Source organism: Pseudomonas sp. SA195, assembly GCF_054131565.1.
This window is the reverse complement of record NZ_CP096392.1, coordinates 4,424,341-4,449,989: the sequence shown is the minus strand read 5'-3', so window position 1 is coordinate 4,449,989 and position 25,649 is coordinate 4,424,341. Positions and strand designations below refer to the sequence as shown.

The following is a 25,649-nucleotide window of genomic DNA, read 5'->3' as shown; positions in this document are numbered from 1 at the left end:
GCGCCGACGCGCCGGGCTTTTGCTATGGTGGCGAGCATCGTGCCGGGCCCCAGCTGTAGCTCGCCCGGTATCCACTGTCACAGGAATTGCCCGCGTGCTCAGCAACGCCGTTCGCCGACCGGCCCGCCTCATTCCCCTCGCCTTTCTCGCTGCCACCGTGCTGGGTACGCTGCTGCTGTCCTTGCCAGTGGCGACTGCCGGGCCGGATAGCGCGCCGCTGCTGACGGCGCTGTTCACAGCCGTCTCGGCAGTGTGCGTGACCGGGCTGATCGTGCAGGACACGGCCACCTACTGGTCCTTCTTCGGCCAGTGCGTGATCTTGCTGCTGTTCCAGATCGGAGGCTTCGGCATCATGAGCGGCGCGACCCTGCTCGGTTTGATGGTCAAGCGACGCCTGCAATTGAGCAGCCGACTGGTCGCGCAGCAGGAGACGCGTTCGCTCGGGCTCGGTGACGTTACCGGCGTGTTGCGGCTGATTCTCCTGGTGACCTTGGGTGTCGAGCTGGCGGTCATGGCGATCCTCACCGCTCAGCTGCATGTCCGCTACGGCCAGCCGTTGCCGGAGGCGTTCTGGAACGGGTTGTTTCATGCCGTCTCTGCCTTCAACAATGCCGGCTTCTCAACCTACTCCGACAGCCTGATGAGCTTCGCCACGGACCCGGTGGTGCTGGTGCCGATCATGCTCGCGGTGATCATCGGCGGCCTCGGCTTTCCGGTGCTCTACGAGTTCCGCCGGGACCAGCGCGGCAAGCCGTGGACCATCCACACGCGCATCACGCTCTGGGGCTCGGCGCTTCTGCTGTTCGGCGGCACGGTCGCCATTCTCGGCTACGAGTGGGGCAACCCGAACACGCTCGGTGGCATGAGCCTGGGCGACAAGTTGCTGTCGGCGCTGTTCAGCTCCGCGGTGGCACGCACGGCCGGCTTCAACAGCCTGGACGTCGGCCAGTTCGAGGCGCAGACGCTGGCGGTGCACTATTTCCTGATGTTCGTCGGTGGCGGCAGCGCAGGCACTGCCGGTGGGATCAAGGTGACGACCTTCTTTCTGTTGTTCTTTTTCATCTGGGCGGAAATCCGTGGCAACGCCGATACCGTGGCTTTCCGCCGCAGCATTTCCTATCAGACGCAGCGCCAGGCGCTGACGGTGCTGTTCCTCGGCTCACTCACGGTGGCCGTCGGCACCATGCTGCTGCTCAGCGTGACGAATCTGGAACTGGGGGTGGTGCTCTTCGAGGCCATATCCGCCTTTGCCACCTGCCGCCGTCCGGCCAGTTGGTGATCATCGCGCTGATGTTCATCGGCCGGGTCGGCACCATTACGCTGGCGACAGCCCTCGCGCTACGCAGCGTGACCAAACACTATCGCTACCCGGAGGAGCGCCCCATTGTTGGCTAATCTGTTCGGCAAGAAATTCGAGAATGACAGCGTCGCGGTCATTGGCCTGGGGCGATTCGGCTCGGCCGTCGCCGATTCCCTCACCTCGATGGGCCACGAAGTGCTTGGCATCGACAGCAATAACGCGAACGTCCAGCAGTGGGTCGATCGGCTGACCCACGTGGCGCAGGCTGACTCTACCGACATCCGCGCGCTGCGCCAGCTCGGCGTCGATCAGTTTCGGCACGTCGTGGTGAGCATCGGCACCGACCTCGAAGCCAGCGTGCTGACCGTTCTCGCGCTGCAGGAGCTGGGCGTGCCGGACATTTGGGCCAAGGCGCTGAGCAAGCGCCACGGGCTGATCCTCGAACGCACCGGCGCGCACCATGTCGTCTACCCGGAAACCTCCATGGGTGAGCGCGTGGCGCATCTAGTGACCGGCAAGATGTTCGAGTTCATCGAATTCGACGACGGCTTTGCCATCGCCTCGACCCATGCGCCCGCGGTGATCCACGACCAGACCCTGGCGGAGGCCGGCGTGCGCGAGCGCTATGGCGTGACCATCATCGGCGTGAAGCGGCACCGGACCGATTTCATCTACGCCAAGCCGGAAACCAGGATTCACTCGGGCGACATTCTCATCGTCGCGGGTGAAACCAAGCGAGTAGAGAAGTTCGCCGCGGTCACTGCCTGACCGCTCGGAGCCCCGGGGGAACGGCGGCCGTTGTCGATCGGTCGCACTTGAAAGCCTCCGAGAGACACTCACCATGACCCGAACCAGCAGCATCCTACTGGGCGCGCTTGCCCTCGGCCTTGTGACTGGCATGCGCAGCACGCTGGCACCCACGTTGGTCAGCCGTGCGCTGGCCGACCGCGACGACCTTGAGTTCGCCGATGAGCCGGCTCGCACGCTGGGCGCGCACCGTACCCGGCAGATCCTTATGCCGCTGGCCGCCGGCGAGCTGCTGGGCGACAAGATGCCCTTCGCGCCGGACCGGACCATCGCGCCTTCGATGCTGTTTCGCGCCCTGTCCGGCGGCGTGACGGCGGCTGCCCTTGCCGGTGCGCAGCGACAGCCAATCTGGTTGCCGGCGATCGTCGGCGCGACGGCAGCGTTGGTGGCCTCGAAAATCGGGCTAGCCCTGCGCAAGCCTTATCAGCCTCATGCGCTGACAAATGCGGCGCTCGGGCTGGCCGAGGACAGCATCGCCCTGGCCATTGGCACGGCTGGCATACGTCAGGCGCTGGGCAACGGTCGGTCTGCCTGAGAACGCACAACGGGCCGCTTATGCGGCCCGTTGCGGTGGTGGGTGTACTGGCCGATGGTCAACTTGGCCGCTGGATCACGCAGACGCGGTCGGTACAGGTGCCGGCTTCGCGTGAGCCGACCCCTTGCGGCATTTCGGTAGCGCCCGTTCCCGGCCCCGCCACGCCGCCTCCGGTGGGGTTCGCCGTGGCGGCTGTATTCGGGTAGTCCGTACCGGCACGCTTGGCACTGCTGCCTACACCATGGCCGTCGGCTGGGGGCACCGATGAGGCGGAGCCGGCCGCCGCGGTACTGGTGAAGTGCTTGTCGAGATGGCTGTCTCCGCCCGTCGCGCCGGCATAAGGGCTGCTCGGCCCGGGATAGCCCGCACGGCCGGTTCCGGTTCCGGTTCCGCGATCGTCGATGCTAATCGCGCCGTTGTACTCCAACGCATCGCGGGCCTTGGCGAGCTGGTCCTCGTCATCGGCGTCCACCGCGATCACCAGCGCACCGCGACGCACCGCGTCCGGATAGGCGGTGGCATGGCGGCGATGATGTTCGTGCGGCTCGTGACCGAACAGCGACTTGAAGAAATGAGCGACCTTGGACTCATGATGGTCGCGGTCCAGGCTGCCTTCGGTGGTCGAGTAGGGGGCGTCGTAGCTGTGGATCTCGGCGCTGTCGGCGCCCACCGAATGAATGCGCTCGCGAGCGATGCCGCGTGACATCAGGTCACCGCGGGTGCGGTTGACATCGGTCAGGTTGGCGAATGCGGCTACCAGTGTGTGTTTCATGGTTCACCTCTCGTTGTGTTGAACAACTGGGTAGGTGAGCGTGCGCCGCGCCGGCCGGATCCCGGCGGCAGGGCGCAACGCCCATGAAAGTTTGGGTCGGACCGCCGGGTGAGAGTTCAGCCGCGCGTGATCAGCGGTCGGCCCAGAGGGCGGAGCGCCACCCTGCGCTCAGTCCAGATCAGACGCCTGGTGCCGCTCTGGTGCCTGCTCCGATTCCTCGCCCCAGGTGCGGTTGACCTTGCGTCCGCGTACCACGGCTGGGCGCTCGGCGATCTCGGCTGCCCAGCGCTGTACATGCCTGTAGTCCTGCACCGAGAGAAACTCGCCGGCCTCGTACAGCTCGCCACGGGCCAGCACGCCGTACCAGGGCCAGATCGCCATGTCGGCAATGCTGTAGTCGTCTCCGGCGATGAAGCGGTTCTCGGCCAATTGGCGGTCGAGCACATCGAGCTGGCGCTTGACCTCCATGGCGTAGCGGTTGATCGGGTACTCATACTTTTCTGGCGCATAAGCATAGAAATGCCCGAAGCCACCGCCGAGGAAGGGCGCCGAGCCCATCTGCCAGAACAGCCAGTTGAGCGTCTCGGTGCGCGCGCGAGCTTCGGTCGGCAGGAAGGCGCCGAACTTCTCCGCGAGGTAGACCAGGATCGAGCCGGACTCGAACACCCGCAGCGGCTCGCCTTCGACGCTATGATCAGCCAGCGCGGGGATCTTCGAGTTGGGGTTGATCTCGACAAAGCCGCTGCCGAACTGATCGCCATCGCCAATCTTGATCAGCCATGCGTCGTATTCGGCGCCGCGGTGGCCGAGCGCAAGCAGCTCTTCGAGCATGATGCTGACCTTCACACCGTTGGGCGTAGCCAGGGAATAAAGCTGCAGCGGATGCTTGCCGACCGGCAATGCTTTCTGCTCCCGGGCGCCGGCGGTTGGTGCGTTGATGCTGGCGAACTTGCCCCCAGAGGGCGCGTCGTGCGTCCAGACCTTGGGCGGAACGTAAGTGGGGTCACTCATGGCATATCCTCGACGCGTCGAAAGTGGAACGCGGGTTTACCTGAAGGGTAGGTATCACCTGCGCAGACATGAAGCCTGCCATTTCCGACCGCATGAAGTCGATGAGGGTGCCCGCGCGCGCCGCCGCCGGATCAGCCCGCCGCCCTGGCTCGCGCCGCGTGCAGCTTCTTGTAGCTTTCGACTAGGCGCTGGTGCCGGTCGAGACCTTCCAGCTGCAGGCTCGTCGGTGTCAGACCGTGGAAGCGCACACTGCCCTCCACCGAGCCGATCGCTGCGTCCATCCGCGCATCGCCAAACAGGCGGCGGAAATTCACCTCGTAATCGGCCAGCGCCATGTCGCTGTCCAGTTGCACTTCCAGCACGGCATTCAGGGCCTGATAGAACAGGCCGCGCTCGACGGTGTTGTCGTTGAACTGCAGGAAGGTTTCGACCAGCTCCTTGGCCTCGTCGAACTGCTTGAGGGCGAGGTGAACGAGTAGCTTCAATTCGAGGATCGTCAGCTGGCCCCAGACGGTGTTGTCGTCGAATTCGATACCGATCAGCGTCTTGATGTCGGTGTAGTCGTCCAGCTCGCTGTCTTCCAGACGCTCGATCAGGGCCTGGAGTTCGTCATCGTCGAGGCGGTGCAGGTTGAGGATGTCGGCACGGAAGTGCAGCGCCTTGTTGGTGTTGTCCCAGATCAGGTCCTCGACCGGGTAGATCTCCGAGTAGCCCGGCACCAGGATGCGGCAGGCCGGTGCGCCGAGGTCGTTGTATTCGGCGACGTACACTTCCTTACCCATCGCTTCGAGGATGCCGAACAGCGTTGCGGCTTCCTCGGCGTTGGAGTCGTCGCCCTGGCCGGAGAAATCCCACTCGACGAATGCGTGATCGGCCCTGGCGCTGAAGAAGCGCCAGGAGACCACGCCGCTCGAGTCGATGAAGTGCTCCACGAAGTTGTTCGGCTCCATCACCGCCTGGCTTTCGAAGGTCGGCTGCGGCAGGTCGTTCAAGCCCTCGAAGCTGCGGCCCTGCAGCAGCTCGGTGAGGCTGCGCTCCAGCGCCACCTCGAAGCTCGGGTGCGCGCCGAAGGAGGCGAACACGCCGCCGGTGCGCGGGTTCATCAGGGTCACGCACATCACCGGGTATTCGCCGCCGAGCGAGGCGTCCTTCACCAATACCGGGAAGCCCTGTTCTTCGAGGCCCTGGATGCCGGCGAGAATGCCCGGGTACTTTGCCAGCACGTCCTGCGGCACATCGGGCAGCGCGATCTCGCCCTCGAGAATTTCACGCTTCACCGCGCGCTCGAAGATCTCCGACAGGCACTGCACCTGCGCCTCGGCCAATGTGTTGCCCGCACTCATGCCGTTGCTGAGGAAGAGGTTCTCGATCAGGTTGGACGGGAAATACACCGTCTCGCCGTCCGAGCGGCGCACGAAGGGCAGCGAGCAAATGCCACGCTCGACGTTGCCGGAGTTGGTGTCGTACAGGTGCGAGCCGCGCAGCTCACCGTCCGGGTTGTAGATGTCCAGGCAATAGGGGTCGAGGATTTCCTTGGGCAGCGCATCCCGGCGGCCCGGCTTGAACCAGCGCTCGTTGGGGTAATGCACGAACGGGGCGTTGGCGATCTCTTCGCCCCAGAACTGATCGTTGTAGAAGAAGTTGCAGTTCAGCCGCTCGATGAACTCGCCCAGCGCCGAAGCCAGTGCGCTTTCCTTCGTCGCGCCCTTGCCATTGGTGAAGCACAGCGGCGACTGCGCATCGCGGATATGCAGCGACCAGACGTTGGGCACGATGTTGCGCCAGGAGGCGATCTCGATCTTCATCCCCAGGCCGGCGAGGATCGCCGACATGTTGGCGATGGTCTGCTCGAGGGGCAGGTCCTTGCCTGGAATGTAGGTGCGCGTCTCGGCGTCGGCGGGAATCAACAGGGCCTGGGCGTCGGCGTCGAGGTTATCGACCTCCTCGATGACGAACTGCGGCCCGGTCTGCACCACCTTTTTCACGGTGCAGCGGTCGATCGATCGCAGGATGCCCTGACGGTCTTTGTCGGATATGTCTGCGGGCAGCTCGACCTGGATCTTGAAGATCTGGTTGTAGCGATTCTCCGGGTCGACGATGTTGTTCTGCGACAGCCGAATGTTCTCAGTGGGGATGCCGCGCGTCTGGCAGTACAGCTTGACGAAGTAGGCCGCACACAGCGCCGAGGACGCGAGGAAGTAATCAAATGGCCCCGGCGCCGAGCCGTCGCCCTTGTAGCGAATCGGCTGGTCGGCAACCACCGTGAAATCATCGAACTTGGCCTCGAGGCGGAGGTTGTCGAGAAAATTGACTTTGATTTCCATGGGGATTACCAGAGCGACGCGAGTGGGCCGGCCATTATCCGGCTTCTCGCCGAGATGTCTTTTCCTTTCGGATCGGCCGTCGGGAGGGCTTGAACGCGGCAGCCCGGATTAAACGGGTAGGGCAGTTGCGCCCGCAGAAACGAAAAAGCCCCAGGCATTGACCTGGGGCTTTTGCAGCTGGCGCATCCGGCGGGATTCGAACCCACGACCCCTGCCTTCGGAGGGCAGTACTCTATCCAGCTGAGCTACGGATGCGTTGCGGGGCGCAATCATACGCATGTCGTCTGCGGTCGTCCATGGCGCTTCGGCGGCTGCGTGGGTGATGGTGCGGACCATGGGGCGGCGATCCGGCCGGTCATCAGGCTGGGCTATGGCGCGTTAATTTTTCCGAACATGGTGTTGTCTGCTAACCGGCGTTAGGCCTAGGATTCGTTCGAGATTTCAAACGCTCTGTCATGCAGGAGGAACCCCGAGGCCTTCGCTCGTTCTGACTAAGGTCAGTCGGAATTCCACTGCTATTGCCCCCTAGTGGCCTCACGGCCTTGGTTCACATCCGGTTCCTTGCCGGCGCTCAGGAGACTGCCATGCAACTCAAAGACACTTCGTTGTTCCGCCAGCAGGCCTATATCGACGGAGCCTGGCAGGACGCGGACAGTGGCGAGACCATCAAGGTCAACAACCCGGCCAGCAACGAGATCCTTGGCACCGTGCCGAAAATGGGCGCCGCCGAAACCCGCCGCGCCATCGAGGCGGCCGAGCGCGCCTTGCCGGCCTGGCGCGACCTGACCGCCAAGGAGCGCTCGCAGAAGCTGCGTCGCTGGTTCGAGCTGATGATGGAGAACCAGGACGACCTGGGCCGGCTGATGACACTTGAGCAGGGCAAGCCGCTGGCCGAATCCAAGGGCGAGATCGCCTACGCTGCCTCCTTCATCGAATGGTTCGCCGAGGAAGCGAAGCGAATCTATGGCGATACCATCCCGGGTCATCAGAAAGACAAGCGCATCATCGTCATCAAGCAGCCGATCGGCGTGACCGCAGCCATCACGCCGTGGAACTTCCCGGCGGCCATGATTACCCGTAAAGCCGGCCCGGCACTGGCCGCGGGTTGCACAATGGTGCTCAAGCCCGCTAGCCAGACACCGTTTTCCGCGCTGGCGCTCGCCGAGTTGGCCGAGCGTGCCGGCGTTCCGAAGGGCGTCTTTAGCGTGATCACAGGATCGGCCGGCGACATCGGCAACGAGCTGACGGCCAACCCGACGGTACGGAAACTCACCTTTACCGGCTCCACCGAGGTCGGCGCCAAGCTGATGGAGCAGTGCGCGCCGGGCATCAAGAAAGTTTCGCTGGAGCTGGGCGGCAACGCGCCGTTCCTGGTGTTCGATGACGCGGACCTCGACGAGGCGGTCAAGGGCGCCATGCAGTCCAAGTACCGCAACGCCGGGCAGACGTGTGTCTGCGTCAACCGCATCTATGTGCAGGACGGCGTCTACGAGGCCTTCGCCGAAAAATTCAAGGCGGCAGTGGAGAAGCTGAAGGTCGGCAACGGCCTGGACGAGGGCGTCGACATTGGCCCGCTGATCGACGACCGTGCGGCAACCAAGGTGCGCGAGCACATCGAGGACGCCGTCGCCAATGGCGCCCAGGTGCTCACCGGAGGCAAGGCGCACGAAATGGGCGGCAGTTACTTCGAGCCGACCTTGATGGTCAACGTGCCGCACACCGCTAAGGTAGCGAAGGAAGAGACCTTCGGCCCGCTGGCGCCGCTGTTCCGCTTCAAGGACGAAGCCGAGGGCATCGCCCTGGCGAACGACACCGAGTTTGGTCTGGCCGCCTACTTCTATGCGCGTGATCTGGGCCGGGTGTTCCGCGTGGCCGAGGCGATCGAGTCGGGGATGGTGGGGATCAATACCGGCATGATCTCCACCGAGGTCGCGCCCTTCGGCGGCGTGAAGTCCTCTGGCCTCGGCCGCGAAGGCTCGAAATACGGCATCGAGGACTACGTTGAGATCAAGTACCTCTGCCTGGGGTTGTAACACCCATCCGTCGCGCCCGGCCGTTTTTGTAGGAGCGAATGAATTCGCCCTGGCGGGTTTCGCAGGCTATCCGGGCGAATAAATTCGCCCCTACGGGCGTTTGCGTTTGGCTGTGGGGCGAAATCGCCCCCAAACGGGCGGCGTCTGTCTGTAGGGGCGAACTTGTTCGCCCACGCTCGCGCGCATCACGGCGCCTTGCCTTGCTCGCCGCTCGTCTCTCGGCAACCTGATCTTTCGCGTCACCGTCTGGACGCCTCTAAGGTTGTTCAACCAGGGCGGGTGCTGACTCACCTATCGACATCCAGAAATGGCTCGACTATTCTGCTGTGCGAAACATGGTTTCGTAAAAATAAGTCCAATTAATCTCTCGCTATAGACGGAGGTCTGCCATGTCCGATGTCGTTCACCTCGAACGCCGGGGCTCGATTGCCCTTATCACGGTCAACAACCCACCGGTCAACGCGCTCGGCGTGGCGGTGCGCCAGGGGCTGCAGCAGGCCTTTCAGGCGGCCGACGCCGACCCGGACGTAAAGGCCGTGGCGCTCGTGTGTGACGGCAGCACCTTTATTGCCGGTGCCGACATCAAGGAGTTTGGCAAGCCGCCGCAGGCGCCGAGTCTGCCAGACGTCATCGATGTGATCGAAAACAGCCATAAGCCGAGCGTCGCTGTAATCCACGGCACCGCGTTGGGCGGCGGCCTGGAGGTTGCGCTGGGCTGCCATTACCGCATCGCACGTGAAGATGCCAAGGTTGGCCTGCCGGAGGTTAAGCTCGGCTTGCTGCCCGGTGCGGGTGGCACCCAGCGGCTGCCGCGCTTGGCGGGCGTGGCCAAGGCGCTCGACATGATCGTCAGCGGCGAGCCGATCGGTGCGAGCGAGGCAGTCGAGCACCACATCGTCGATGAGTTGTTCGAAGGTGATCTGGTCGAGGCCGGCCTGGCTTATGCGCAGCGCCTGATCGACGAAGGCCGTGCCCCGCGGCGCACCGGCGAGCAGACGAGCGGGCTGGAAGGGGCGGACAACGCCGAGCTCATCGCCGCCAAACACGCTGAAGTCGCCAAGCGCATGCGCGGGCTGTTCTCACCGCTGCGCTGCGTTGCTGCGGTCGAAGCGGCGACGACGCTGCCGCTGGCCGAAGGCCTCAAGCGCGAGCGCGAGCTGTTCGTCGAATGCCTGAACTCGCCGCAACGCGGGGCCTTGGTGCATAGCTTTTTCGCGGAACGCCAGGCCGGCAAGATCGCTGACCTGCCGTCGGACGTGAAGCCACGCACGGTCAAATCCGCCGCAGTGATTGGTGGTGGCACCATGGGCGTCGGTATCGCGCTGTGCTTCGCCAACGCTGGCATTCCGGTCAAGCTCCTGGAAATCAACGGGGACGCGCTCGCGCGCGCCCTGCAGCGCGCCCGCGATACCTATGGCGCCAGCGTCAAGCGCGGCAGCCTGACCGAGGCGGCGATGGAGAAGCGTCTCGCGCTCGTCGAAGGCGTCACCGACTACGCCGCGTTGGGCAACGTTGACTTGGTGATCGAGGCCGTATTCGAGGAGATGGACGTCAAGCGGCAGGTCTTCGAACGCCTCGATGCGGTGTGCAAGCCGGGCGCGATCCTCGCTAGCAACACCTCTTCGCTGGACCTGAACCAGATTGCCGCCTTTACCCAGCGCCCCGAGGACGTGGTCGGCCTGCATTTCTTCAGCCCGGCCAACGTCATGCGCCTGCTGGAAGTGGTGCGTGGCGCGAAAACCAGCCACGAGGTGCTCGCCACTGCGATGGCGGTCGGCAAGCAGCTGAAGAAGGTTTCCGTGGTGGTTGGCGTCTGCGACGGATTCGTCGGCAACCGCATGGTGTTCCAGTACGGGCGCGAGGCGGAGTTCCTGCTCGAAGAAGGCGCCACGCCAGGGCAGGTGGACGGTGCACTGCGCAACTTCGGCATGGCCATGGGACCGTTCGCGATGCGCGACTTGTCCGGTCTCGACATCGGCCAGGCGATCCGCAAGCGCCAGCGCGCCGAGCTACCGGCCGATCGCGACTTTCCCACCGTGTCGGACAAGCTCTGCGAAGCCGGCATGCTCGGGCAGAAGACCGGCGCCGGCTACTACCGTTACGAGCCGGGCAATCGTATGCCGCTGGAAAACCCCGATCTCGCGCCGATGCTCGAAGCCGCTTCGCGCGAAAAGGGTATCGAGCGGCGCGAGCTCGATGAGCAGTACATCATCGAGCGGACGATTTATGCGCTGGTCAACGAGGGCGCGAAAATTCTCGAGGAAGGCATTGCCCAGCGCTCCGGCGACATCGATGTCATCTACCTCAACGGCTACGGCTTCCCGGCGTTCCGCGGTGGCCCGATGTTCTATGCCGACAGCGTCGGCCTGGACCAGGTGCTGGCGCGGGTCAAGGAACTGCACGCACGTTGCGGCGACTGGTGGAAGCCTGCGCCGCTGCTGGAAAAACTGGCCGCCGAAGGCCGCAAGTTCTCGGACTGGCAAGCCGGCCAATGAGCCCGCGCGCCACAACCATGCTGAACGATCAGAGGATGTATTCATGAACGTCAATTTCACAGCCGAAGAGCTCGCGTTCCGTGACGAAGTGCGGGCCTTCCTCGAAAGCGAGCTGCCGGCGGACATTGCCGCCAAGGTGAAGCTCGGCAAGCATCTGTCCAAAGAGGACCACCAGCGCTGGCAGCAGATCCTGTCGAAGAAGGGCTGGTACGTGCCCGGCTGGCCGGTGGAGTTTGGCGGCACCACCTGGGGACCGGTCGAGAAGCACATCTTCGACGAAGAGCTGGCCGCGTACGGCGGGCCACGCACCATCCCGTTCGGCCCGAACATGGTCGCCCCGGTGATCCTTAAGTTCGGCACCCAGCAGCAGAAGGATTACTACCTGCCGCGCATTCTTTCGGGCGAAGACTGGTGGTGCCAGGGTTATTCCGAGCCGGGCGCCGGCTCCGACTTGGCGAGCCTGAAGACCCGCGCGGTACGCGATGGCGACCACTACATCGTCAACGGCCAGAAGACTTGGACCACCCTCGGCCAGTACGCCAACATGATTTTCTGCCTGGTGCGCACCGACCCGGAAGCCCAGCAGCAGCGCGGCATTAGCTTCCTCTTGATCGACATGAGCACGCCGGGCATCAGCGTGCGGCCGATCATCACGCTCGACGGTGACCACGAGGTTAACGAAGTCTTTTTCGATAACGTCCGCGTGCCGGTGGAAAACCTGGTCGGCGAAGAGAACAAGGGTTGGACCTGTGCCAAGTACCTGCTGACGCATGAGCGCACCGGCCTTGCCGGCATCGGCGCCTCGAAGGCGGCGCTGGCGCACCTCAAGCGCATCGCCATGAAGGAAACTGCCGGTGGCCAGCCGATGCTCGAAGACCCGCTGTTCCGCGCCCAGGTCGCCGAGGTGGAGATGCAGCTGATGGCCATCGAGATGAGCACCCTGCGCATTCTCGCTGCGGCGAAGGAAGGCGGCGTGCCGGGCGCCGAATCCTCGATCCTCAAGGTCAAGGGCACCGAGATCCGCCAGGCGATCACCCACCTGCTGCGCAAGGTCATCGGCCCCTACGCGCTGCCGTTCCTGGAGGAAGAGCTGGAACTCGACTACGAGGGCGAGCTGCTGCATGAGGACTACAGCGCTTCGCTGGCCGGTGACTACTTCAACATGCGCAAGCTGTCGATCTTCGGCGGCTCCAACGAAATTCAGAAGAACATCGTCTCGAAGATGATTCTCGAGCTGTAAGGGGGCACCGCAATGGACTTCAAACTGACTGAAGAGCAGCAAATGCTGCAGGACACCGCGGCGCGGCTGGTACGCGACGCCTACCCGTTCGAGCAGCGCGAGAAATATCGCGAATCCGAGCAGGGCTTTTCCCAGGCGTTCTGGAACCAGCTCGGCGAGCTGGGCCTGACTGCCGTGCCCTTCGCCGAAGAGTTCGGCGGCTTCGGTGGCAGCGGCGTGGAAACCATGCTGGTGATGACCGAACTGGGCCGCGGCCTGACGCTCGAGCCCTACCTGCACTCGGTGGTGTTCGGCGGCGGCCTGATCGACCAGCTCGGCAGCGATGCCCAGAAGCAGGGCCTGCTGCCCCAAGTCGCGGCTGCCTCGCTGCAACTGGCAGTGGCCCTCGAAGAACCCCAGAGCCACTACTACCTGAACGACGTGCAGACCCGCGCAGAAGCCGCCAGCGATGGCTTCAAACTGTCCGGGCGCAAGGCGGTGGTTATCGGCGGGCACACCGCCGGCACGCTCATCGTCTCGGCACGGGTCAGCGGCGAGCGTTTCGATGAGCAGGGCATCGGCCTGTTCCTCGTCGACCCGAGCGCACAGGGCGTGACCCGCCGCGTTTATCCGACCATCGACGGGCGCAAGGGCTGCGAGCTGTTCCTCGACAATGTCGAGGTCGGTGCCGACGCCGTGCTCGGCGCGCCGGGCCAGGCCTTCGCCGCACTGCGGTACCAGCAGGGCCGCGCCATCGCTGCCCAATGTGCCGAAGCGCTGGGCAACATGGACGAGGCCTGCAAGCTGACCCTCGACTACCTGAAAACCCGCAAGCAATTCGGCGTGCCGATCGGCAAGTTCCAGGTGCTGCAGCACCGCATGGTCGACATGCAGACCGAACTGGAGCAGGCGACCAGCATGGCGATTCTCGCAGCCACCTTCGCCGACGCCGAAGACAACGACGACCGTCGCCGCGTGCTGGCCGCCGCCAAGTACATCTGCACCCGCGCCGGCCGCAAGATCGCCGAGGAAGCCATCCAGCTACACGGCGGCATCGGCATGACCTGGGAATACAACCTCGCCCACCACGCCAAACGGCTGGTCATGATCGGCCATGAGTTCGGTGACGAGGACCATCACGTCAAGGCGTTTGCGGGATTGATGCAGGTGGCATGAGGCGCGTTTAGCGGGCGCAGACCTTTCCCTGGCAGTCGAGCGGCGGGGAACCAGACCTACCCGGTTCCCCTGGTCGTTTAAGCGGCCCTCTCGCTACGAAGCCCGTCGTGAGCTTACAGACTGTCCAGCTGCGGATTCAGGCGCTCGAGCATGCGCTCCTGACGGCTCGGGTCCTGCAACGACATGAGGTCGGTCAGGCGGATGCGCTCCTTCGGCTCGATGGTCAGGCGGACACCGCTGATCTCGCCCAGCATGGCTTCACCCAGCAGTTCGCAGGCATCCTCGAACCCCGCCGGGAAACTGGCGGACTCGCGCTCGCAGGTTTTCTGCGTGTCTGCCACGACCTTGCGGTAATGCGCCTTGCGTTGCGCATCGGCGTCTCCGGCGCCGGGGTCTAGCGGCGTGTTGTAGCGCTGATAGAGGGCGATGCTGCGGGCGGCCGCGCCGCGGTCCTCCAGGCTGACCATGGTGTCGCCCAGCTCGGCACGCTCGACGCTCGAGGCCAGCGCGCCGAGCGGGTTGGTCAGGCCGAACGGCGTCTTCGCCTCGCCAAGCTCATCGGCCAGCCGACGCAAGGTACGGTTGAGGTCGCGCAGGTTGCTCAGCCGGTAACTGACGCGTGAATCGAACAGCTTGGGCATGCCAACGGACAGGTCCGTTTCGAGCGTGCCGTTGTCATCGTCGATGTCCAGGTACAGCTCGAGCGTGAAGGGTTCGAGGTCGGTCAGCCCGCTGCTCACTGCCGGGCTAAATCCGCGTAGCAGGCCGAACCCCCCGGCCAGGGAGTTCAGCGCGCCCAAGGCGGAGCGGTCAGCCTGTACGCCCTCAAGCTGCAGGCGCACGCGGGTGCGCTCGTCGCTGATGTCGCGATCGCTGATCACAAGCTGCTCGATGTAGAGCTGCGGATCGTTTTTGCCAAACTCAGCGCGGACCCCATTAAGCGTCACTCGTCCGCCGAGAGGGCTCGAGGAGACCGATTCCCAGCTCAGGTTGTTGCCCAGGTCGTGGTCGTAGACCCAGTCCTCGAGCAGGCTGTCGGCCTGGCTGCTGCTGTAGGCGCTGAGGCCGAAATAGCCGCCGGCGATGACCACTACGGCGGCGCCGAGGATAAGGGGAAGGCGGCTCATTGATTGTCTCCTTGCTGGGCGGCGCGCTCTGGCCATGCCTGTTCGATGCGTTGTCGCGCCAGTTCTGGCGTCCATTCGGGGTCGCCGATCTGGTGGCGGACCAGCGCCAGCGGGTCGAGCAGATCCGTGCAGCCGTCTTTCTCGCAGGGCTGGACCGAGGCGGCGGTGATCCGAGTGAGCGGCAGGCCTTGCTCATCTTTGCGGGTGCTGTCCAGGCGGGCTTTGCCCTTGACCAGAAACCAGCCTTCGTCGAGTGCGGGCTGCTTCTGGTCGGCTTCGAGTTCCGCCGCGTAGGGGTAGTCGAGCGTCCAGCCGCCGTCTGCTTTACCGTCGATATGCACGATCTGGCTATACGTTTGCTCGCCGCCCCGCATCATCGCGCCGTAGCCACCGCCGCCGAAGGGCGTATAGCTCGCGTCGGTCAGCAGCTGCCGGTAGAGCATTTGCGGGTCCCGCGCCTGGTCCTGCATCTGCTCGTAGAGCTGCAGGCGTTGTTCGGCCTGGCGCCCTGCCAGCTGGCGCTCCAGCTGCGCCTTGCGCTCGCGCTCAGCCTCGGCCTGGCGCTGGCGTTCGGCCTCCTTGCGTTCGAAGGAGAAGAGGTGATTCTGCGCGCGGGCAGGGTTGTATTCCCATTGTTTGGTCCGGTAGTGACGGTTCAGACCGATCTCGTAGAGCCAGTAGTCACGGTCGTGCGCCTGCAGCGCCTTGTCCAGGTCGCGAACGCCGACGAACTCGATCGCGCCGATTTCAGGGGCTTTCTGGGTCAGGTAGGCGGTCGCGAGGTCGAGGGTCAGGCGAATGCTGTCCAGCTCGCGGAACAGATCCCGGTTCTCGGTGAGGCCAACCAGCGAGGCGCTGCCGCCGCTCCAGTGGCCGCCGTAGCGCTGGAATTGCAAGCGGATGAGGTAATGCACCTTGCTGGCCGGCTCGCTGTGCAGCAGCAGGTAAAGGTCGTGATTGGCGGCCATACCGACCACCGGCAATTGCGGGGCTTTGCCGTGTATCGCGAGGCCGTTGATGAAGGTGCCATTGAAGCTGTGCACCCGCACGCCGTCCCGGCGGATGAGCTCGAATCGGCCTTTGCCCTGGGCATAGCCATCCGGGCCGCAAGCGGTGTCAGTCGAGCGCAGGGTGACATTCGCGAGGCCGTCCTTGGGCGTAAAGGCCAGGCGGAAGCGACAGCCGTTCTGGTCGGCGATCTCGTTCAGGAAATCCGCCTTCGCGAATACCGCTTCGGGCGCCTCCGGCTGCCAGCCAGCGACACTGAAGGGTTTCGCCACTGGGCTTGCATCCGGCTGCTCGGCGGTTGGCTCAGTCGCAGGCGCTGCCTGGGTGTTGTCCTCGGTGGGCGACGGTCGCGGCGCGGCTGTAATGATGGGCTCGGCCTGCTTGGTAGCGGTGTCAGGCGATGGAGACGGCGCCGGAGCGGGTTCGGTCGGCTTGGCAGGAGGAGTGGCCTCGGCAGCGGCGTTGGCGATGTCTTGTGCTGGTTCTTCGCGGGGTGATGCGGGTTCCGGCGCGGGTGCTTTGGTCGCGACTGCATCGGTAGCGGGGGCCGTTGCCTGTTGCGCTGCCCAGTCATTGGCGCGGCTCGCGGTGCCTGTCAGCGCGGCGGCACTGCTCGGCGTCGTGGCGGTCCAGCTAAGCGCAGTCGCCGCCGGGCACTGGCTGCGCATCAGTCCGCCGAGCTTGGGCAACAGCCGGTCGACGGCGGCCTGCTCGACCTCGCCGTCGAAGACGAAACGCAGCTTGAGGGCGTCGCTGCACCAGGGTTGGCCGTCGGCGTGGTCGACGAATACTTCGACCTTCTCGGCTTTCGAGTACGCGAGGCGGTGTGTGGCCGCCTGTACGGAGACGGCGATCGTGAGTAGCGGAAGGGCCAGCAGGGCGCCGGTGCGTGCATTCATCAGATCAGCTCCCAGGCGCCGTCCGAGGCCTGGCAAGCCTTGGCCGTTTCGACTTCGTTACTGCCCTGGGTCGTGACGTCGTACTGGATCGTGCGACAGGTGGTTTGTGCTGTCACAGGCTGTTCGACCGGCAATGCGTCGAGATCCACGGCGTCCAGGTCGATACCTTTGCTCGAGGCGGTGGCGACATCGATGCTGTCGAGGTCGGTGGCGGTGTCCGCTTTGGCCGTCTGTGCCGTTTGCGCCTCCACCTTGGCTACCAGCGGCGCGTAGACATAACCGATGGTCACGCCACGGCGGCCGACCATGATCCAGTCGTTGTCGGTGCGGCCGATGGCCGTGAAGGTGGTGCCGGTCGGCAGCCCGGCCACCTTGTCGGCGTTCAGGTCAGGCGCGTTGCGTACGTTGGCCGACTTCAGGGCGCGGTATGGCTGGTTGATCAGCGTCATGTTGGCGACCGGCTGCACCTTCGGTGTGCGCTTGATGGCGATTTGACGCTCGACTGTTTCGGTCTTGATCGGGGTGATGGTGGCCTTGGCGTCGCTGTGGGTCGATGACCATTGCGTCGCCTGGCCATCGCTGGCGTGCTGCAGCGCCTGCTGGGTCTGGACGGCCAGTGCTTCGCGGTCTTGTGCGTCCAGCTTGGCGCCGATCGTCTTGCCCAGATAACCGCCAGCCAATGCGCCGGCGATCATCGCCGCAGTTCGCCCGCTGCCACCGCCGACCTGGCTACCGACGAGAATGCCGGCCGCGGTGCCGACCAGCGTGCCGATGTTTTCCTTGTTGGCCCACTCGTTGTCCGCCATGTTGGCGCAGCCGGAGCTGATTGCGAGTGCGCTGCCAAGCAGCAGGGTGCTGGTTTTCTTGACGAAGCCCATGGAGCTGTCCTTCTTCGAATGGCCGGCTGATGATCGGACTGATGCGACGGCAGGTGCCACGCCGAAGGGCTGCCGTTCAATCCATGAAGTGGCGAGCAATTACACACAATTCTCACCGGTATCACAAACCGAAAGGCTCTAGCACGAGGGTTTCAGCGGTATAGGAGGGATTAAGTCGGGCGCGCTCGGTCGCGGTCGGATAACCCGTTTCGGTTATAGGCCAAGCGCAGATGCGGCTAAAAGAAGCGAAACGCCCGGTGTTTGCCGGGAGTTTTCGTCTAGCCAGGGTTAATCCTTATTCTGCTGCTGATGCTCGGCCTGTGCACTATGTCGCGGCCTTCGGCTTCCACGCCTCCAACCGATCCAGGCTGGCGCGGTAGTGCTTGAGGCCGATGCTGAGCAGAATGATTGCGCCGACCAGGGCGATGCCGGTGACGATCAGCAGCGAGTAGCGCAGGGCGTTGTCGTCGCCAAAGACGAAGTCGGTACCCAGCGCGACGGCGGTCGGGCCGATGCCGAGGCCAACCATGGTGATGACGAACAAGTAGACCGCGGACGCCTGGCCGCGCATGGCGTTGGGCATGATCTCCTGGATAGCCGCCGGGCCGACGCCGAAGGGCATGGCGATGGTGAAGACGTGGAAGGCGATCAGCGTCAGCGCAAGCTCGCCACTGCCAGCGAGGTAGGCGAGGTTGAGCGGTAAGGTCAACGCGGCAGAGACGATCGCGACTCTAAGCGGTGCATCGCGGTAGCCGCGGCGGTGCAGCAGATCGGATAGCCGCCCTCCGGCGATGATGCCCAATGACCCAGCCACCGCCACCACCGAGCCGTAGAGCACGCCGACGTCGCTGGCCGACCAGCCGTAGGTGCGGATGAAGAAGGTGGGAATCCAGGCCGAGCTGCCATAGGCGGCGAACGCCAGGCAGGCGAAGCCGAAATTGTGGCAGAGCACGGTGCAGCGATTCTGCCGAATGTAGCCAGCCACTTCGCTCAGCGGAACCTCGATGCCCGCCCCGACGCCCTTGCGTGAAGGTTCGCGAATCACCAGAAGTACCGCGGTAAAGAGCACGCCAGCGGCGCCCAGTACCAGGAAGATCAGCTGCCAGGGGCGCACCATGCCCAGTATGGGTAGGGCGACATCGCCCTGCGCCGAGGCGAACTTGACCACGAGCCCGCCCAGTAGGAAGGCCAGGCCCGAGCCGATGTAGATGCCCATCGAATACACGCTCATCGCTGTGCCGCGCAGCTTGGGCGGAAAGCTGTCGGCGATCAGCGAATAGGCCGAGGGCGACAGCGCGGCCTCGCCCACGCCTACGCCGATACGAAACAGCAAAAATTGCCAGAACGTGCGCGCCGTGCCGCACAGGGCGGTCATCAGGCTCCACACCAACACGCCGATCGCGATGATGCCGCGGCGGCTTTTGCGGTCGGCGAGGCGCCCGATAGGAACACCGCAGATGGTGTAGAACACTGCGAACGAGAAGCCCATCAGCAGGCTCATGTGGGTGTCGGTGATATCGAGATCGCGCCGAATCGGCTCGACCAGCAGGTTCAGGATCTGCCGGTCGACGAACGAGAGGACGTAGGCGAGCATCAGGATCGCGACCGTCATCCAGGCGCGGGTGCTCGACGGATAGCCGTTATTGTTGTTGGACATGGCAGCTCCGATAGCAAGTGGCTTTTCAGCCTCCTCACTCTTGTAGGAGATCAGCCAGAGGGCAAGATCAATAACGGCCGCATATGTTTCGAAATATGCTGCAAGTGTTTCGCTGTGCGAAATTATCCTAGGCGGCCGTGCGGCCTTTTTCGCTCAGCTCCGGTAGCAACCAGCGGGTCCAGAGGCTGTCAGCGAAGCTGCGCCGAAAAAAGCCGAAGTGTCCGATGCGCTTGGCACCCACGTCTCGCGGATCGATGCGGTGCATGGTCTTTGGCGCGGAGCGATAGAAGCTGTGCAGCGATTCAGTGTTGCGTGCCGACATCATTTCGTCGTCGCTGAACGACAGCGAGGTTAGCGGCGTGCGAACGGCGTCGAAGGCGCGCTGAACAGATTCCCCCTCCACGCCAATCAGGTACTCCGGGTGCAGGCACCAGCGGCGCCACTGGCGGATCACGCCGGCGGGCAGGTCGCCAACCGCCCCGATGCGGCCGCCTGGGAAGTACCCAGCGATAGCCGTCAACGTAGGGGCCAGACCGTGCCAGAGCAGCCACGCTTTGCGACGGATCTGCGGGCTGTTTTCGCGCCAGTAGCCGCTACCGGCGGCAATGGTGACGATGCGGGCCAGGCGTTCATGGCCGCTCACCAAAGGCAGGATTTGCGCGCCGACGCTGTGTCCGATCCAGTACAGCGGGCGGCCCGCCGCCGCGTCGGTCAGGCGGGCCAGCATGGCGCTGCAGTCATGGCGCGCCCAGTCGAGGATGTCGATGTCCAGCTGCCGCAGCGGCACCTGGCGCGAGCGGCCCATGCCCAGGTAGTCGAACGTCACCACGAGATAGCCGCGCTCGGCCAGCCAGCGAGCGAAGTCCGTGTAGAAGCGCTGCGGTACGCCCATGGCTGGGGCGATCAATACCGCACCCTGAAACGCGCCTGCCGGACGGTACCACTGGCTCGCCAGCTGGTGGCCATTGCCGTTATCGATCGAATGTTCTTCTACCTGTATCGTCGCCATCTTGTTGTTCTCCACGCTTTCTGGACCGTCGCGATCGGTGCAGTATAGGGCGAGAAGAAAATTACTCTAGAAAATAATTCTAGTAATGGAGGCCGGATGGCCCGCAGTAGCCGCAAACAGGAAATTCTTCAGGCCGCGCTCGCCTGTTTCACCGAATTCGGTGTCGAGGCGACCACCATCGAGATGATCCGTGACCGCTCGGGCGCCAGCATTGGCAGCCTCTACCATCACTTCGGCAACCGCGAGCGGATCATTGCGGCCCTCTATATGGAAGGCATTGGGGAATATGCCGCGCTACTAGAAGCCGGGCTGATCGAAACGCTGGATGCGGAGGCGTGTGTCCGCTTGTTCGTGACCAGTTACATCGACTGGGTAGTGGCGAATCCGGACTGGGCGCGCTTCGTCCTGCACAACCGCGGCCGGGTCGAGGCAGGGGAGCTGGGGGAGCAGCTACGGGACGTCAACCGCGCCCATGGCGAGCGGGTCGGGGCCATCCTACGACGCCACCGTGAAAGCGGTGCATTCCGGCGAATGCCAGGCGATTGTTTTCTCGCCGTAGTCATCGGCCCGTGCCACGACATGGCGCGCAACTGGCTGGCCGGTCGCTCGCGCACGGCGCTGGCGGATTGTCGCGAGCTGCTCGCTGAGATCGCCTGGGCCAGCGTCCGGGCTTGAGTGGGGTCACACGCCGAGGCTTTCGATATCTCGGGCGAGCATCTCCAGCTGATGCGCCAGCGAGCCCTTCAGCGTTTCCTCACTGAGCTGAAACGAGGGCGCGCCGCAGGTCAGCGACATGATGCTGCCGTCAGCCAGGTGCAACGGCACGCCGGCGGCCTTGACATTGCGGTCCCAGTCGCCGAGCGACAGGCAGAAGCCGTGTTGCTGGAATTCCTCGAACGACTCCTCCAGCGACTGCTTCATTGCGGGCCACTGATCGCCGTACTTGGTCTCCAGTGCAGCCATCAAATGGCCGCGTTCCTTATCGGGTGTGGCGGCGAGAAACGCGCGGCCGGCAGCGGTGGTGGCCAGCGGCAGGCGCACCCCGGCATCCATGCGTAGCGTCGAAACCTCAGCGGGGCGGCAGTTCTCGATGTAGATCATCGACAGTCGGTCGCGGCAGGTCAGGCCCACGGTGGTGTTGGTCCTGCGCGCAAATTCGTCCATGTAGGGCTTGGCCAGCTGGCGTACGCGCAGATTGGAGACATAGGCATAGCCCAGTGCGAGCACGCCGGAGTCGAGCTGATATTTTTCCAGCTGCTGCGAATAGCTGAGGTAGCCAAGTTTGGTCAGGGTGTAGGTCATGCGCGAAACCGTTGGCTTGGGCAGCCCGGTGATACGCGCGATGTCCTGGTTGCCCATGACCACCGAGCCGTGGGTGAAGGCGCGCAACACGTCCAGCCCGCGCGACAGCGCCTCGACGAATTTGCGGTCCTTGGGGTTCTCGGTATCGATGTCTTCTACGTCGCTCATGCTGTCTCGGTCTGTCTGTGGGCGGCAGGCATCGCGCCGCCAAGGTAACGGTGGTCGCCATGGTAACCAAAACGGCCGTTGATTTCGCAGAGTAAAACAAAGGCGCGACGCGGCGACGAATGGCGCTAGCCGCCGAGGCGGCGCAACCCTGCAGCCCGGCGGCGCTGCGGCATCCGTGGCCGTTTCCTAGGGTGAATCCGTGCTTGTTGCGTGGGGGGCTTTCTGATATAAAGCAGCGCTCTTTTCTAGGGGCCCGGTTTCTTCGCTTGCTGCGTAGCCGGTAAGACCCCAATGAAACGTGGCGCTGAGCGCCGAAAGACAAGTGATTTCAAGCGGCCAACCCATGCCGGGTTGGGCATGTGGTTTTAGAGGGCTGAGGCATGTCGAGAGTCTGTCAAGTTACCGGTAAGGGTCCGGTAACCGGGAACAACATTTCCCACGCAAACAACAAAACCCGTCGTCGTTTTCTTCCGAACCTGCAGCATCATCGCTTCTGGGTCGAGTCCGAGAACCGCTTCGTTCGTCTGCGCCTGACTGCCAAAGGCATGCGCGTCATCGACAAGCGCGGCATCGACGCTGTCCTGGCTGAAATCCGCGCTCGCGGCGAAAAGGTTTAAGGAGAACTATCATGCGTGACCTGATCCGTTTGGTGTCCAGCGCCGGTACCGGCCACTTCTACACCACCGACAAGAACAAGCGCACAACGCCCGACAAGATCGAGATCAAGAAGTACGATCCGGTCGTGCGTAAGCACGTGATGTACAAGGAAGCCAAGATCAAGTAATTGATCGGCCCCTTGAAGGAAAACCCGCCAATTGGCGGGTTTTTTCGTTTCTGGCATCCGGTTACGCATCGCGCCGTGGCAGGCGGCCCCTTCGGTTGGCGCCGCCCGTGGCCAGCGGATCGTTCAGGCCGTTTTGCGAATGGCGTCGGCCAGGCGGTCGATGATCGCGTCGATGTGTTCGTGCTCGACGATGAGTGCGGGCGACAGGGCGATGGTGTCGCCACTGGCGCGCACCAGCAGGCCGTCGGCAAAGCATTGGCTGAATATCTCGTAGGCGCGCTTGCCCACACCGTCAGGATGGGAAGCGAACTGGATGCCAGCCACCAGACCTACGGTCCGGATATCCACCACGTTCGGCAGTCCTTGCAGGCTGAACAAGGCGTCCTGCCAATAGCCTTCGATCTCGATAGCCTTCTGGAACAGGTTCTCGCGTTGATAGATCTCTTGGGTTGCCAGCGCCGCGGCACAAGCCACCGGGTGACCGGAATAGGTGTAGCCGTGGAAGAACTCGATGGTGCTTTCCGGGCCTCGCATGAAGGCGTCGTGAATCGTCTCGTCGACGAACACCGCGCCCATCGGAATGGCCCCGTTGGTCAGCCCCTTGGCGCAGGTGAGGATGTCCGGCGTGACGCCCCAGCGCTGCGCGGCAAACGCCTCGCCGACCCGACCGAAGCCGGTGATCACTTCATCGAAGATCAGCAGAATGCCATGCTTGCGCGTGATGTCCCGCAGCCGCTGCAGGTAGCCCACCGGCGGCAATATCACTCCCGCCGAGCCGGACATCGGTTCGACGATGACCGCGGCAATGTTTTCGGCGCCATGCAGCGTGACCAGCCGTTCCAGTTCGTCGGCCTTTTCTACCCCGTGAACTGGCAGCCCACGGGAGAACGCGTTGCGCGGGAGATCGAGCGTGTGTGGCAGATGGTCGACGCCGGGAAGCAGGGTGCCGAACGCCTTGCGGTTGTTCGCCATGCCGCCGACGGAGACACCACCGAAGCCCACACCGTGATACGCCAGTTCGCGGCCTATCAGCCGGGTGCGGCTGCTCTGTCCGATGGCGCGCTGGTAGGCCAGCGCGATCTTCAGCGCGGTATCGGCCGATTCCGATCCCGAATTGGTGAAGAACACGCGGTTCAGTCCAGCTGGGCTGATCGACGCCAGGCGCTCGGCCAGCTCGAAGGGCAGCGGGTGGCCCATTTGAAAGGTTGGGGCGAAGTCGAGCTGGGCGATTTGCCGGCTTACCGCCTCGGTAATTTCACGCCGACCATGGCCCGCATTGCAGCACCAGAGCCCGGCCGTCCCATCAATGACCTGTCGGCCCTCAGTGTCGGTGTAGTACATCCCCTCGGCACGCTCCAGCAGGCGCGGGTTGCCCTTGAACTGGCGGTTGGCGGTGAAGGGCATCCAGAAATGTTCGGCTGATGCGGCACGATCGGTGGTCATGGAGGGCTCCGGCAGGACGTCGGGTTGGGCGGCTATGCTGTAGCGCGACAGCACCCGGGCGCACAGCGGTTTCGGCGAGTCTATGTTTAATAAAACGAACAAAACAAGGCGATGGAGCGCGCCGCGTAAAAAATATTGATAGCCCCGGCGCCGCTGGTTTAGGGTGCCCTACCGATCATTCGACAGACACCGAGGACGCCCCATGACCACCCTGACTCTCGCCGACTGGCAACAGCGTGCCCGCGACCTGCGCATCGAAGGCCGGGCCTTCATCCAGGGCGAATACACCGCGCCCAGCGCCGGCGCCAGCTTCGACTGCATCAGCCCGGTCGACGGGCGGGTGCTGGCACAAGTGGCGAGTTGCGACGAGGCCGACGCCGACCGCGCCGTGATCAGTGCGCGTATGGCGTTCGAATCCGGTGTCTGGTCGCGCATGGCGCCAGCCAAACGCAAGGCGACCATGATCCGCTTCGCCAACTTGATCCAGGCCAACGCCGAGGAGCTGGCGCTGCTGGAAACCCTCGACATGGGCAAGCCGATCAGCGATTCGCTGGGCGTCGACATACCCGGCTCGGCCAATGCGCTGCGTTGGGCAGGCGAGGCGATCGACAAGATCTACGACGAAGTCGCACCGACGCCGCACGACCAGCTTGGTCTGGTTACGCGCGAGCCGGTGGGCGTGGTGGCGGCCATCGTGCCGTGGAACTTCCCGTTGATGATGGCGTGCTGGAAGCTCGGCCCCGCCTTGGCCGCGGGCAACTCCGTGGTGCTCAAGCCGTCCGAGAAGTCCCCGCTGACCGCCATCCGCGTGGCACAGCTGGCCATCGAGGCAGGCATCCCCGCGGGTGTGCTCAACGTGCTGCCCGGCTACGGCCATACCGTGGGCAAGGCACTGGCGCTGCACATGGACGTCGACACCCTGGTCTTTACCGGGTCTACCCGCGTCGCCAAACAACTGATGATCTATGCCGGTGAGTCGAACATGAAGCGCGTCTGGCTGGAGGCTGGCGGCAAGAGCCCGAACATCGTCTTCGCCGACGCGCCGGACCTCGAGGCTGCCGCCAAGGCCGCCGCCGGCGCCATCGCCTTCAACCAAGGCGAGGTCTGCACGGCCGGTTCGCGGTTGCTGGTCGAAAGCTCGGTCAAGGAGCGCTTCTTGCCGATGGTGGTCGAGGCGCTCAAAGGCTGGAAGCCGGGCAATCCGCTGGACCCGGCGACCAATGTCGGCGCACTGGTCGATACCCAGCAGCTCGATACCGTGCTTGGCTACATCGAGGCCGGTCGCAACGATGGCGCTAAGGTGCTGATCGGTGGGCAGCGGACGATGCAGGATACCGGCGGCCTGTACGTCGAACCGACCATTTTCGATGGCGTCAGCAATGCGATGAAGATCGCCCGCGAGGAAATTTTCGGCCCGGTGCTGTCGGTGATCACCTTCGATACGGCGGCCGAGGCCGTGAGCATTGCCAATGACACCCTCTACGGGCTGGCCGCCGCGGTATGGACCGCCGATATATCCAAAGCCCACCGCACAGCCCGTGCGTTGCGGGCCGGTAGCGTCTGGGTCAACCAGTATGACGGCGGTGACATGACCGCACCCTTTGGCGGTTTCAAACAGTCCGGCAACGGTCGGGACAAGTCGTTGCATGCATTCGACAAGTACACGGAGTTGAAGGCGACCTGGATCAAGATCTGACGACAC

General features: G+C 64.1%; 21 protein-coding genes and 1 tRNA gene. 11 read left to right on the top strand and 11 right to left on the bottom strand.

Features of this window, described 5'->3' with window-relative positions; translation table 11 throughout:
* Positions 1–94: 94 nt before the first annotated feature.
* From M1D78_RS20690 to M1D78_RS20680, 3 genes are all read left to right on the top strand, one after another.
* Positions 95–1,279: a TrkH family potassium uptake protein gene (locus M1D78_RS20690; protein WP_437421820.1), complete on the top strand. Its 1,185-nt coding sequence runs from the start codon at positions 95–97 to the stop codon at positions 1,277–1,279.
* 105 nt (positions 1,280–1,384) lie between these two features.
* The gene (locus M1D78_RS20685) at positions 1,385–2,068 is read left to right on the top strand and encodes a potassium channel family protein (RefSeq protein WP_437421819.1); all 684 of its coding nucleotides are present in this window, start codon (positions 1,385–1,387) and stop codon (positions 2,066–2,068) included.
* Positions 2,069–2,141: 73 nt separating this feature from the next.
* A complete protein-coding gene (locus M1D78_RS20680) occupies positions 2,142–2,642 on the top strand; it encodes a DUF4126 family protein (RefSeq protein ID WP_437421818.1) in 501 nt (166 codons plus the stop codon).
* A gap of 58 nt (positions 2,643–2,700) precedes the next feature.
* Here the strand turns inward: M1D78_RS20680 and M1D78_RS20675 are convergent, their stop codons facing one another.
* The 4 genes from M1D78_RS20675 to M1D78_RS20660 form a co-directional block, all read right to left on the bottom strand.
* The gene (locus M1D78_RS20675; protein ID WP_437421817.1) at positions 2,701–3,414 is read right to left on the bottom strand and encodes a hypothetical protein; all 714 of its coding nucleotides are present in this window, start codon (positions 3,412–3,414) and stop codon (positions 2,701–2,703) included.
* A gap of 168 nt (positions 3,415–3,582) precedes the next feature.
* A complete protein-coding gene (gene yghU, locus M1D78_RS20670; protein WP_437421816.1) occupies positions 3,583–4,425 on the bottom strand; it encodes a glutathione-dependent disulfide-bond oxidoreductase in 843 nt (280 codons plus the stop codon).
* 131 nt (positions 4,426–4,556) lie between these two features.
* On the bottom strand, positions 4,557–6,749 hold the full coding sequence (locus M1D78_RS20665) for an OsmC domain/YcaO domain-containing protein (protein WP_437421815.1): 2,193 nt from the start codon (positions 6,747–6,749) through the stop codon (positions 4,557–4,559).
* Positions 6,750–6,927: 178 nt separating this feature from the next.
* Positions 6,928–7,004: transfer RNA gene (locus M1D78_RS20660), tRNA-Arg, on the bottom strand.
* A gap of 329 nt (positions 7,005–7,333) precedes the next feature.
* On the opposite strand from M1D78_RS20660, the gene gabD reads away from it, so the two are divergent.
* The 4 genes from gabD (at position 7,334) to M1D78_RS20640 (ending at position 13,672) form a co-directional block, all read left to right on the top strand.
* Positions 7,334–8,782, top strand: a complete 1,449-nt coding sequence (gene gabD, locus M1D78_RS20655) for an NADP-dependent succinate-semialdehyde dehydrogenase (RefSeq protein WP_437421814.1) — start codon at positions 7,334–7,336, stop codon at positions 8,780–8,782.
* A gap of 389 nt (positions 8,783–9,171) precedes the next feature.
* On the top strand, positions 9,172–11,277 hold the full coding sequence (locus tag M1D78_RS20650; protein WP_437421813.1) for a 3-hydroxyacyl-CoA dehydrogenase NAD-binding domain-containing protein: 2,106 nt from the start codon (positions 9,172–9,174) through the stop codon (positions 11,275–11,277).
* Positions 11,278–11,320: 43 nt separating this feature from the next.
* Positions 11,321–12,517: an acyl-CoA dehydrogenase family protein gene (locus tag M1D78_RS20645; protein WP_437421812.1), complete on the top strand. Its 1,197-nt coding sequence runs from the start codon at positions 11,321–11,323 to the stop codon at positions 12,515–12,517.
* Between the two features lie 12 nt (positions 12,518–12,529).
* Entirely contained in the window at positions 12,530–13,672 is a 1,143-nt protein-coding gene (locus M1D78_RS20640; RefSeq protein WP_437421811.1) for an acyl-CoA dehydrogenase family protein, read from the top strand.
* 113 nt (positions 13,673–13,785) lie between these two features.
* On the opposite strand, the gene M1D78_RS20635 is transcribed toward M1D78_RS20640, so the two are convergent.
* The 5 genes from M1D78_RS20635 to M1D78_RS20615 form a co-directional block, all read right to left on the bottom strand.
* The gene (locus tag M1D78_RS20635) at positions 13,786–14,799 is read right to left on the bottom strand and encodes a hypothetical protein (RefSeq protein ID WP_437421810.1); all 1,014 of its coding nucleotides are present in this window, start codon (positions 14,797–14,799) and stop codon (positions 13,786–13,788) included.
* A complete protein-coding gene (locus tag M1D78_RS20630) occupies positions 14,796–16,706 on the bottom strand; it encodes a hypothetical protein (protein WP_437421809.1) in 1,911 nt (636 codons plus the stop codon). The genes M1D78_RS20635 and M1D78_RS20630 overlap by 4 nt, the downstream gene beginning before the upstream one ends.
* On the bottom strand, positions 16,706–17,584 hold the full coding sequence (locus M1D78_RS20625) for an SH3 domain-containing protein (protein WP_437421808.1): 879 nt from the start codon (positions 17,582–17,584) through the stop codon (positions 16,706–16,708). Before M1D78_RS20625 ends, M1D78_RS20630 begins: the two co-directional genes overlap by 1 nt.
* 325 nt (positions 17,585–17,909) lie before the next feature.
* On the bottom strand, positions 17,910–19,241 hold the full coding sequence (locus tag M1D78_RS20620) for a spinster family MFS transporter (protein WP_437421807.1): 1,332 nt from the start codon (positions 19,239–19,241) through the stop codon (positions 17,910–17,912).
* A 127-nt stretch (positions 19,242–19,368) separates the two neighbouring features.
* Entirely contained in the window at positions 19,369–20,250 is an 882-nt protein-coding gene (locus M1D78_RS20615) for an alpha/beta hydrolase family protein (RefSeq protein ID WP_437421806.1), read from the bottom strand.
* Positions 20,251–20,346: 96 nt separating this feature from the next.
* Between M1D78_RS20615 and M1D78_RS20610 the strand changes: the two genes are divergently transcribed.
* Entirely contained in the window at positions 20,347–20,925 is a 579-nt protein-coding gene (locus M1D78_RS20610; protein WP_437421805.1) for a TetR/AcrR family transcriptional regulator, read from the top strand.
* Positions 20,926–20,931: 6 nt separating this feature from the next.
* Here M1D78_RS20610 and M1D78_RS20605 read toward each other — a convergent pair whose 3' ends face one another.
* On the bottom strand, positions 20,932–21,720 hold the full coding sequence (locus M1D78_RS20605) for an IclR family transcriptional regulator (protein ID WP_437421804.1): 789 nt from the start codon (positions 21,718–21,720) through the stop codon (positions 20,932–20,934).
* Between the two features lie 380 nt (positions 21,721–22,100).
* Here M1D78_RS20605 and rpmB point away from each other — a divergent pair, with 380 nt between their 5' ends.
* Both rpmB and rpmG read left to right on the top strand, forming a co-directional pair.
* Positions 22,101–22,337, top strand: a complete 237-nt coding sequence (gene rpmB, locus M1D78_RS20600) for a 50S ribosomal protein L28 (RefSeq protein ID WP_025243688.1) — start codon at positions 22,101–22,103, stop codon at positions 22,335–22,337.
* A gap of 11 nt (positions 22,338–22,348) precedes the next feature.
* Positions 22,349–22,504 carry a 50S ribosomal protein L33 gene (rpmG, locus tag M1D78_RS20595; protein ID WP_045423166.1) on the top strand — a complete coding sequence of 52 codons (156 nt, stop codon included), beginning with the start codon at positions 22,349–22,351 and terminating at the stop codon, positions 22,502–22,504.
* Between the two features lie 123 nt (positions 22,505–22,627).
* Here rpmG and M1D78_RS20590 read toward each other — a convergent pair whose 3' ends face one another.
* The gene (locus M1D78_RS20590; RefSeq protein ID WP_437421803.1) at positions 22,628–23,947 is read right to left on the bottom strand and encodes an omega-aminotransferase AptA; all 1,320 of its coding nucleotides are present in this window, start codon (positions 23,945–23,947) and stop codon (positions 22,628–22,630) included.
* Positions 23,948–24,149: 202 nt separating this feature from the next.
* Here M1D78_RS20590 and M1D78_RS20585 point away from each other — a divergent pair, with 202 nt between their 5' ends.
* On the top strand, positions 24,150–25,643 hold the full coding sequence (locus M1D78_RS20585; protein WP_437421802.1) for an aldehyde dehydrogenase: 1,494 nt from the start codon (positions 24,150–24,152) through the stop codon (positions 25,641–25,643).
* Positions 25,644–25,649: the final 6 nt, after the last annotated feature.